The sequence below is a fragment of the Streptomyces sp. NPDC031274 genome (genome assembly GCF_055570235.1).
This window is the reverse complement of the sequence record NZ_JBVIHP010000014.1, coordinates 114,046-123,901: the sequence shown is the minus strand read 5'-3', so window position 1 is coordinate 123,901 and position 9,856 is coordinate 114,046. Positions and strand designations below refer to the sequence as shown.

The 9,856-nt window shown below is 72.0% G+C and carries 7 protein-coding genes; 6 read left to right on the top strand and 1 reads right to left on the bottom strand.

Features of this window, described 5'->3' with window-relative positions:
• Window positions 1-150 precede the first annotated feature (150 nt).
• Window positions 151-1,494 carry a UDP-N-acetylglucosamine 1-carboxyvinyltransferase gene (murA, locus tag ACZ5CR_RS23000; protein WP_468860167.1) on the bottom strand — a complete coding sequence of 448 codons (1,344 nt, stop codon included), beginning with the start codon at window positions 1,492-1,494 and terminating at the stop codon, window positions 151-153.
• Window positions 1,495-1,739: 245 nt separating this feature from the next.
• Between murA and ACZ5CR_RS22995 the strand changes: the two genes are divergently transcribed.
• From ACZ5CR_RS22995 to ACZ5CR_RS22970, 6 genes are all read left to right on the top strand, one after another.
• Complete coding sequence (locus ACZ5CR_RS22995) at window positions 1,740-2,348, top strand: YqgE/AlgH family protein (protein ID WP_468860165.1); 609 nt, start codon at window positions 1,740-1,742, stop codon at window positions 2,346-2,348.
• Between the two features lie 237 nt (window positions 2,349-2,585).
• Window positions 2,586-2,894, top strand: coding sequence for a DUF3039 domain-containing protein (locus tag ACZ5CR_RS22990; protein WP_383275550.1), 309 nt, complete (start codon window positions 2,586-2,588; stop codon window positions 2,892-2,894).
• Window positions 2,895-3,011: 117 nt separating this feature from the next.
• The gene (locus tag ACZ5CR_RS22985; protein WP_468860164.1) at window positions 3,012-4,634 is read left to right on the top strand and encodes a beta-N-acetylhexosaminidase; all 1,623 of its coding nucleotides are present in this window, start codon (window positions 3,012-3,014) and stop codon (window positions 4,632-4,634) included.
• Window positions 4,635-4,931: 297 nt separating this feature from the next.
• Window positions 4,932-5,834: an FAD binding domain-containing protein gene (locus ACZ5CR_RS22980; RefSeq protein ID WP_468860162.1), complete on the top strand. Its 903-nt coding sequence runs from the start codon at window positions 4,932-4,934 to the stop codon at window positions 5,832-5,834.
• Complete coding sequence (locus ACZ5CR_RS22975; protein WP_468860160.1) at window positions 5,831-7,546, top strand: (2Fe-2S)-binding protein; 1,716 nt, start codon at window positions 5,831-5,833, stop codon at window positions 7,544-7,546. The genes ACZ5CR_RS22980 and ACZ5CR_RS22975 overlap by 4 nt, the downstream gene beginning before the upstream one ends.
• Window positions 7,543-9,855 carry a xanthine dehydrogenase family protein molybdopterin-binding subunit gene (locus tag ACZ5CR_RS22970; protein WP_468860158.1) on the top strand — a complete coding sequence of 771 codons (2,313 nt, stop codon included), beginning with the start codon at window positions 7,543-7,545 and terminating at the stop codon, window positions 9,853-9,855. The genes ACZ5CR_RS22975 and ACZ5CR_RS22970 overlap by 4 nt, the downstream gene beginning before the upstream one ends.
• Window position 9,856 lies beyond the last annotated feature (1 nt).

The following is a 9,856-nucleotide window of genomic DNA, read 5'->3' as shown; positions in this document are numbered from 1 at the left end:
GACCCGACCACCGCCCCGCCCGCCCACACCGCCAATTTTTCGGCGGCCCCCAACCCCAAAAAACCCAACAAGGACAACCACCCCCAGCAAAAAAAAAAGGGGCCGCCCCCCCGTTTGGGTGCCCCCCCCTTCTGCGTGCGTGGGGAGCCGTCAGGCGAGCGTCGCCCTGCCGGGCAGCTCCACCTTCGCGCCGAGCTCCACGAGCTTGTCCATGAAGTTCTCGTAGCCGCGGTTGATCAGGTCGATGCCGTGGACCCGGGACGTGCCCTGCGCCGCCAGGGCCGCGATCAGGTACGAGAACCCGCCGCGCAGGTCGGGAATGACCAGATCGGCGCCCTGGAGCTTCGTGGGGCCGCTGACGACCGCCGAGTGGAGGAAGTTCCGCTGGCCGAATCGGCAGTGGGAGCCGCCCAGGCACTCCCGGTAGAGCTGAATGTGTGCGCCCATCTGGTTGAGCGCGGAGGTGAAGCCGAGCCGGGACTCGTAGACCGTCTCGTGCACGATCGACAGACCCGCGGCCTGCGTCAGGGCGACGACGAGCGGCTGCTGCCAGTCCGTCTGGAAGCCGGGGTGCACGTCCGTCTCCAGGGCGATCGCGTTGAGCGAGCCGCCCGGGTGCCAGAAGCGGATGCCCTCGTCGTCGATCTCGAAGGCACCGCCCACCTTCCGGTAGGTGTTCAGGAACGTCATCATCGAGCGCTGCTGGGCGCCGCGGACGTAGATGTTGCCTTCGGTCGCCAGGGCCGCGGAAGCCCAGGAGGCGGCCTCCAGGCGGTCCGAGAGGGCGTGGTGGTTGTAGCCGCCCAGGCTGTCGACGCCGGTGACCCTTATGGTCCTGTCGGTGTCCATCGCGATGATCGCGCCCATTTTCTGCAGCACGCAGATGAGGTCTTCGATCTCGGGTTCGACGGCGGCGTTCGAGAGCTCGGTGACGCCCTCGGCGAGCACGGCCGTGAGCAGCACCTGCTCGGTGGCGCCGACGGACGGGTACGGCAGCTGGATCTTCGTGCCGCGGAGCCGCTGCGGGGCCTCCAGGTACTGGCCGCCCTCACGCTTCTCGATGGTGGCGCCGAACTGGCGGAGCACCTCGAAGTGGAAGTCGATGGGCCGGCCGCCGATGTCGCAGCCGCCGAGGCCGGGAATGAAGGCGTGGCCGAGGCGGTGCAGGAGCGGCCCGCAGAACAGGATCGGGATCCGCGAGGAGCCCGCGTGCGCGTCGATGTCCGCGACGTTGGCGCTCTCCACGTGCGAGGGGTCCATGACCAGCTCGCCCGGCTCCTCACCGGGGCGGACCGTGACGCCATGCAACTGCAGGAGACCGCGTACGACGCGGACGTCGCGGATGTCGGGGACATTGCGCAGCCTGCTCGGAGCGCTGCCGAGCAGCGCGGCGACCATGGCCTTGGGCACGAGGTTCTTCGCGCCGCGGACACGGATCTCGCCCTCCAGCGGGGTTCCGCCGTGGACAAGCAGTACATCGTCGGTGACGGTCATGAATCTCGCGTTCCGATTGGATGGACGGGTGGACCAAAGGGCAAGCGTAATGGGCGAGTACCCCCCTTCCGTAAGGTCAAGGACGTCCGGAACACGTCAGGAGTCCGTGACAACACGAAACGTTCGGAACCGGACACTCCGGGTCACCGCCGAAAGTGTGCGCTCCGGCCGCTTCAGTGCGCCCCTGAGCTGCATTCACTCCCGTACGCGCATTGCCTCCCCCCGCGGGGCAAAGATGCGGGATCATGTCGTTCATGACCGAGGTGTCCTCGCTCACAGGGCGGCTGCTCGTGGCCACGCCTGCCCTGGCGGACCCGAACTTCGACCGCGCGGTGGTGCTTCTCCTCGACCACGACGAGGAGGGCTCGCTCGGCGTGGTCCTCAACCGGCCCACGCCGGTGGACGTCGCGGACATCCTGGAGGGCTGGGGCGATCTGGCCGGCGCGCCGGGAGTCGTCTTCCAGGGCGGCCCCGTCTCCCTCGACTCGGCGCTGGGCGTCGCGGTGATCCCCGGCGAGGAGGGCGCGTCCCCCGGGTCCCGGCCACGCCCGTCCAGAGGCGAGCCGATCGGCTGGCGCCGCGTGCACGGCGCGATCGGCCTGGTCGACCTGGACACACCCCCCGAACTCCTGGCTCCGGCGCTCGGCTCGCTGCGGATCTTCGCCGGGTACGCGGGCTGGGGCCCGGGCCAGCTGGAGGACGAACTCACCGAAGGCGCCTGGTACGTGGTCGAGTCCGAGCCCGGCGACGTCTCGTCGCCGGACCCCGAGCGACTGTGGCGCGCGGTCCTTCGACGGCAGCGCAGCGAGTTGGCGATGGTGGCGACGTATCCGGATGATCCCTCGCTCAACTGACGGGTCGGCGTCTGGGAACGGCCCTCGGTGGCGCGATCGCGCGTCACGCGGATGGCGTTCTGACGCGTACTTGTCGTTTTGTATGCGGGGGTTGGCCGTGAAGCGCGTTCAAGGGGAACGGCGACCCTTCCGGCGGCTACGAGAAGGACTTGGGCAGCGGCATGCCGCGTGAGAGTTCCGTTGCCCGCCCGTCCGGGCGATGCCCGGACGCGGTCGGCGTAGGTACCCTTGGATGCCATGAGCACTCTTGAGCCCGAGCCCGAGCGCGGGGCAGGTACGGGGACCCTCGTTGAGCCGACGCCGCAGGTGTCGAGCGGTGACGGCGACCACGAGCGCTTCGCGCACTATGTCCAGAAGGACAAGATCATGGCGAGCGCGCTCGACGGTACGCCCGTCGTCGCGCTCTGCGGCAAGGTGTGGGTGCCGGGTCGTGACCCGAAGAAGTACCCCGTCTGTCCCATGTGCAAGGAGATCTACGAGTCCATGAGCGCCGGTGGCGACAAGGACAAGGGCGGTAACGACGGCAAGGGCGGCGGCAAGAAGTAGCCTCCCGGCGTCCCGGCCCGGCGCCTTCCGGCCGGTCCACGACCCTCCTCGCGACGGGGCGTTGCGTGTGCCGCAACGCCCCTTTTGCGTTGTGCAACGGCATGGCAGCCTCGCTCCATGACCTTGACCTTTGAGGAACTGATCCCGGCGCCCTCCCACGCCGAGGGACCGCACACCGAAGGCTTTCTCCTCGACCCCTCGACCGTGCTCCGCGCGGCACCCGGCACCGAGTCCACCGAGCGCTGGCTGCGCTCCACCCTCGGCGCCGCGCTCGGCCTGCCCCTGGCCCCGGGTGAGGGCAGTGGCGTCTCGCTGGAGATCGACGGCTCCCTCGCGCCCGAGGCGTACCGGCTCACCGTGGGGGCCGGCGGCATCGAGATCGTCGGCGGTGCGGCCCCCGGCGTCTTCTGGGGCGCGCAGACCCTGCGTCAGCTCATCGGGGCGGACGCCTTCCGTCGCGCCCCCCTGCGGCCCGGGGTTCCGCACACCGTCCCGGGGTGCCGCATCGAGGACAGCCCCCGTTTCCGGTGGCGCGGCATGATGCTCGACGTGGCCAGGCACTTCATGCCCAAGGACGGCGTCCTGCGGTATCTGGACCTGCTCGCCGCCCACAAGCTGAACGTCTTCCACTTCCACCTCTCCGACGACCAGGGCTGGCGCGTCGAGATCAAGCGCCACCCGAGGCTGACGGAGGTCGCGTCGTGGCGGCCGCGCTCGAAGTGGGGGCACCGCGCATCGGAGTTGTGGAACGACACCCCGCACGGCGGCTACTACACGCAGGACGACATCCGCGAGATCGTCGCGTACGCCCATGAGCGGCACATCGCCGTCGTACCCGAGATCGACATTCCCGGGCACTCGCAGGCCGCCATCGCCGCCTACCCGGAGCTCGGCAACACCGACGTCGTCGACACCGCGTCACTCGGCGTCTGGGACACCTGGGGCGTCACCCCCAACGTCCTCGCCCCGACCGAGAACACCCTCCGCTTCTACGAGGGGGTGTTCGAGGAACTGCTCGAACTCTTCCCCTCCACCTTCATCCATGTCGGGGGAGACGAGTGCCCCAAGGACCAGTGGAAGGCTTCGCCGACCGCGCAGGCCCGCATCAAGGAGCTGGGGGTCGCTGACGAGGACGGGTTGCAGAGCTGGTTCATCCGGCACTTCGACACCTGGCTCACCGCGCGCGGGCGCCGTCTCATCGGCTGGGACGAAATCCTCGAAGGCGGCCTCGCGGACGGCGCCACCGTCTCCTCCTGGCGCGGGTACGGGGGCGGCATCGCGGCGGCCAAGGCCGGGCACGACGTCGTCATGTGCCCCGAGCAGCAGGTGTACCTCGACCACCGGCAGGACGGCGGCCCCGACGAGCCCGCGCCCATCGGCTTCGTCCGCACCCTGGAGGACGTCTACCGCTTCGAGCCGCTGCCGCCGCAGCTCACCGCCGAAGAGGCCCGGCACGTGCTCGGCACCCAGGCCAACGTCTGGACCGAGGTGATGGAGTACCACGCACGCGTGGACTACCAGGTGTTCCCGCGTCTCGCCGCCCTCGCCGAGGTCGCCTGGAGCGACCTGCCGGCATCCGCCGAGCGCGACTTCGCGGACTTCGAGCGGCGAATGGTCCCGCACTACGCGCGACTTGACGCACTCGGCGTCGACTACCGCCCGCCGGGCGGCCCGTTGCCGTGGCAGCAGCGCCCGGGTGTGCTCGGACGCCCGATCGACGGGACGCCCCCGAACGTGTGAGGGGGACCCCGTAGCCGGTGTGTCGGGCTGCCCGCGCTGGGAGCGTGGGCAGCCGGACGAAAGCCGTACAAGGATCACCGAAGAGTGGCAATTCCCGCTGACCGGCGAGGGTGTGTGAAATCGGCACAACCTCCTGGTCTGCGGACGAATGACTCCTAGCGGACCCCCGCGCCGGGGGCCGGGGAAGATGTGCCAGAGTTGCCACGTCCGGGCTGTGAACACGTACCGTACGGCGGAACAGGCGTAACGGTGGGAACGGCGAGAAAGCCGCCGGACATCGGGAAGGGGCAGCCGGTTTTGACCACGCACGCACCGCAGGCGGCGCAGACCGCGCAGACGGCGAAGCTGCCTGGAACGCTGGACGAGGCCGTGGAGGCACTCGCCGCGATGCCCGCCGCCGTGCCCGTGGCCGGCGGCACCGACCTCATGGCATCCGTCAACGCGGGCCTCCTGCGCCCCGCCGCGCTCGTCGGCCTCGGCCGCATCAGGGAGATCCGCGGCTGGCAGTACCAGGACGGTCACGCGCTGCTCGGCGCGGGACTCACGCACGCACGCGTCGGGCGGCCCGACTTCGCCGCCCTGATCCCGGCGCTCGCCGCCGCCGCGCGCGCCGCCGGACCCCCGCAGATCCGCAACGCGGGCACCCTGGGCGGCAACATCGCCACGGCGGGCCCGACCGGCGACACCCTGCCCGTCCTCGCCGCCCTCGAAGCCGTCCTCATCATCGCGGGCCCCGGCGGCACGCGCCGCGAGGTTCCCGTATCGCACCTCCTCGCGGGGATGGACATGCTCCGCCCCGGTGAACTCATCGGCTTCGTACGACTGCCGCTCCTGCACGCCCCGCAGGTCTTCCTGAAGGCGACGGGGCGCACCGGGCCCGGCCGCGCCACCGCGTCCGTCGCGCTCGTCCTCGACCCCGCGCGGCGCGGCGTGCGCTGTGCGGTCGGCGCTGTCGCCCCCATGCCGCTGCGGCCCCTGGAGGCCGAGCAGTGGGTCGCCTCGCTGATCGACTGGGACGGCGAGCGGACGATCGTGCCGGAGGCGCTCACCGCCTTCGGTGAGTACGTCGCCACCGCCTGTATCCCCGACCAGCCTCCGGCGGAGGACGGCTCACCGCAGCCGCTGCCCGCCGCCGTACTGCACCTGCGGCGCACCGTCGCCGCGCTGGCCCGACGAGCACTGGGGAGGGCGCTGTCGTGAGCGACGACCAGAACGGCAATGGCGGCTGGCAGCCGCATCCGCAGGGCGAGTACGACTCGGACGCCACGGCCTTCGTGCAGCTGCCCGAAGGCGCCCTTGACGCCCTCGACCACTCGCCGCTCGCCGCGCCCGGCCATGGTTACGTGCCGCCGCAGATAACGGTCACCCCGACGACGGTCGACGCGACGGACCCGGCCGCCACGGGTGTCTGGGCCATGCCGCCCGAGGTGACCGGCGTACAGAACGTGCAGTGGCCCGCCGCGGGCGGGGCGCCCGAGCCCGCGCCGTCCGGTCACGACGTGCAGGCGCAGGAGCACGCGTACGACCCCCGGGCCACAGGCCAGTGGAGCTTCCAGGAGGCGGAGGGGCACGCGCCCGTCGCCCCCGCGCCCGCCGATGTCACGGGGCAGTGGTCGATTCCCGTCGCCAACGGTGATCTTCCGGACGAATCCGGCGAGTTCACCACGTCCTCGCTCGCGGCGCAGTGGGGCGGTACGCCGCCCGCGACGTTGCCGGGCGGCGCCGCGGCGCCGTGGGCGACGGGTGGCGCGGGCGTGGGTGCGCCGTGGTCGGAGCCTGCGCAGCACCCGTACGCCGAGCCGCATCCGTACCCGCACGTCGAGCCGCAGCACCACCAGCACCAGCACCACCAGCACCAACAACACGTCGAGCCGCAGCATCACGAGCACGTGGCCGTGGCCCACGAGCCCGTCGTGCCCCCGGAGGCGTTCGTCCCCGAAGCGCCGGTCGCTCCCGAGATGCATGTGGCGGTGCCCGAGGCGCCGCCCGAGGTGCCCGACGTCCCCGCAGAGCCGGAACCGGAGCCCGAGCCCGCCCCGGAGCCGGAAGCCGAGGTCGCGGTCGCGGTCGAAGCCGAGCCCGAGGTCGAGGCCGAGCCCGAGGTCGAGCCCGAGGCGGAAGTAGAAGTCGAAGTCGAGCCCGAAGCCGGGACCGAGGTCGAAGCAGAAGCCGACCCCGAGACCGACCCCGGAGCCGACCCCGAGACCGATCTCGGGACCGACCCCGAGGCCGACTCCGAGACCGACCCCGAAGCGGTCGACGCCGTCACCGCCCCCGCCGACGAACACCCCCTCTGCTCCTACGTCCTGCGCGTCAACGGCGCCGACCGCCCCGTCACCGGCGCCTGGATCGGCGAGTCCCTGCTCTACGTCCTGCGCGAGCGCCTCGGCCTCGCGGGCGCCAAGGACGGCTGCTCGCAGGGTGAGTGCGGGGCCTGCAACGTCCAGGTGGACGGCCGTCTCGTCGCCTCCTGCCTGGTGCCCGCCGCCACCGCCGCCGGGAGCGAGGTGCGTACCGTCGAGGGCCTCGCCGTCGACGGCAGACCCTCCGACGTGCAGCGGGCGCTCGCCGCCTGCGGTGCCGTCCAGTGCGGCTTCTGCGTACCGGGCATGGCGATGACCGTGCACGACCTGCTCGAAGGCAACCCCGCCCCGTCCGACCTGGAGACCCGCCGCGCCCTGTGCGGCAACCTGTGCCGCTGCTCCGGCTACCGCGGCGTGCTCGACGCCGTACAGGAAGTGGTCGCCGAGCGCGAGGCGTCCGCGTCCGCCGCCGAACCGTCCGGCCAGGGCGACCAGGTGGGCGAGGCGCGCATTCCGCACCAGGCGGGGCCCGGCGCCGGAGGGGTCAACCCGGCGGCGCAGGACGGAACGTACGAAGGACCTTACGGCCAGGACGGAGGCCAGGCGTGAGCAACGAAGCCGCGGAGACGGCGCACACCGCGACCGCAGCGGAGCCGCAGCCGGGCCCCGAGCCGTTGCCGCACGGCATCGGCGCCTCGCTGCCGTCCGCCGAGTCCCGCGCCAAGACGGAGGGCACGTTCCCCTACGCGTCCGACCTGTGGGCGGAGGGAATCCTCTGGGCGGCCGTCCTGCGCTCGCCGCACGCGCACGCGCGCATCGTCTCGATCGACACGTCCCAGGCGCGCGAGATGCCGGGCGTGCGCTCCGTCGTCACGCACGAGGACGTGCCGGGCGAGGCACTGCACGGCCGCAAGACGGCGGACCGTCCGGTCTTCGCCTCCGATGTCGTACGCCACCACGGCGAGCCCATCGCCGCCGTGGCCGCCGACCACCCCGACACGGCGCGGATGGCCGCCGCCGCCATCTTCGTCGAGTACGAGGTCCTGGAGCCGGTCACCGATCCGGAGAAGGCGTTCGCGGCCGAACCCCTGCACCCCGACGGCAACTTGATCCGGCACATCCCGCTGCGGCACGGCGACCCGGAGGCGGCGGGCGAGCTCGTCGTCGAGGGCCTGTACCGCATCGGCCGCCAGGACCCCGCGCCGATCGGCGCGGAGGCGGGTCTGGCCGTACCCCGTCCGGACGGGGGCGTGGAGCTGTACATCGCCTCCACCGACCCGCACACCGACCGCGACATGGCCGCGTCCTGCTTCGGCATCGACCCGGACATCGTGAAGGTCGTCGTGACCGGCGTCCCCGGCGCGACCGCCGACCGCGAGGACGCCAGCTTCCACCTGCCGCTCGGCCTGCTCGCGCTCACGACGGGCTGCCCGGTGAAGCTGACGGCGACCCGCGAGGAGTCCTTCCTGGGCCACGCCCACCGCCACCCGACACTGCTCCGCTACCGCCATCACGCGGACGCCGAGGGCAAGTTGGTGAAGGTGGAGGCGCAGGTCCTGCTCGACGCGGGCGCGTACGCGGACACGTCGTCGGACGCGCTCGCGGCGGCCGTCTCCTTCGCCTGTGGTCCGTACGTGGTCCCCAACGCCTTCATCGAGGGCTGGGCGGTGCGCACGAACAACCCGCCGTCCGGGCATGTCCGGGGCGAGGGCGCCATGCAGGTGTGCACGGCGTACGAAGCCCAGATGGACAAGATCGCGAAGAAGCTGGGCATCGACCCGGCGGAGCTGCGGCTGCGCAACGCGATGGCCACCGGCGACATCCTGCCCACCGGACAGACGGTGACGTGCCCGGCACCGGTGGCCGAACTCCTCGGCGCCGTAAGGGACTTCCCCCTCCCCGAACTGCCCAAGGACACCCCAGAGGACGAGTGGCTGCTGCCGGGAGGGCCCGAGGGCGCGGGTGAACCGGCCGCGGTGCGCCGGGGCGTCGGCTACGGCCTCGGCATGGTCCAGCTCCTGGGCGCCGAAGGCACGGACGAGGTCTCCACGGCCACGGTGAAGGTCCACGACGGCATCGCGACCGTCATCTGCGCGGCGGTCGAGACGGGCCAGGGCTTCACGACGCTCGCCCGCCAGATCGTCCAGGAGACGCTCGGCATCGACGACGTCCGCGTGGCCCCGGTCGACACGGACCAGCCGCCCGCCGGTCCCAGCTGCCACGGCCGCCACACGTGGGTGTCGGGCGGCGCGGTGGAACGCGCGGCGAAGATGGTCCGCACGCAGCTTCTCCAGCCCCTGGCCCACAAGTTCGGGATGTCGACGGAGCTGCTCCAGATCACCGACGGCAAGATCACGTCGTACGACGGGGTGCTCAGCACGACCGTCACGGAGGCGATGGACGGCAAGGAGCTCTGGGCCACGGCGCAGTGCCGCCCGCACCCGACCGAGCCGTTGGACGAGGCGGGCCAGGGCGACGCGTTCGTCGGGATGGCCTTCTGCGCGATCCGCGCGGTCGTGGACGTGGACGTCGAGATCGGTTCGGTACGGGTCGTGGAGCTCGCGGTCGCCCAGGACGTGGGCCGCATCCTGAACCCGACCCAGCTGAAGGTACGTATCGAGGCGGGCGTCACCCAGGGGGTCGGCGCGGCTCTGACGGAGAACCTCCGTACGCCGCGCGGCCTGGTCCGCCACCCCGACCTGACGGGGTACGCGCTCCCGACCGCCCTGGACACCCCCGACATCCGCATCGTGAAGCTGGTGGAGGAGCGGGACGTGGTCGCGCCCTTCGGCGCGAAGGCGGCGAGCGCGGTGCCCGTGGTGACGACCCCGGCGGCGGTGGCCTCGGCGGTGCGGGCGGCCACGGGTCGCCCGGTGAACCGCCTCCCGATCCGCCCCCAGGCGGCGGTCGCGACGTGAC

Coding starts and splice junctions, on each gene's coding strand:
- ACZ5CR_RS22985 (WP_468860164.1), top strand. CDS start 3,012: ATGACCTTGACCTTTGAGGAACTGATCCCGGCGCCCTCCCACGCCGAG.
- murA (WP_468860167.1), bottom strand. CDS start 1,494: ATGACCGTCACCGACGATGTACTGCTTGTCCACGGCGGAACCCCGCTG.
- ACZ5CR_RS22995 (WP_468860165.1), top strand. CDS start 1,740: ATGTCGTTCATGACCGAGGTGTCCTCGCTCACAGGGCGGCTGCTCGTG.
- ACZ5CR_RS22990 (WP_383275550.1), top strand. CDS start 2,586: ATGAGCACTCTTGAGCCCGAGCCCGAGCGCGGGGCAGGTACGGGGACC.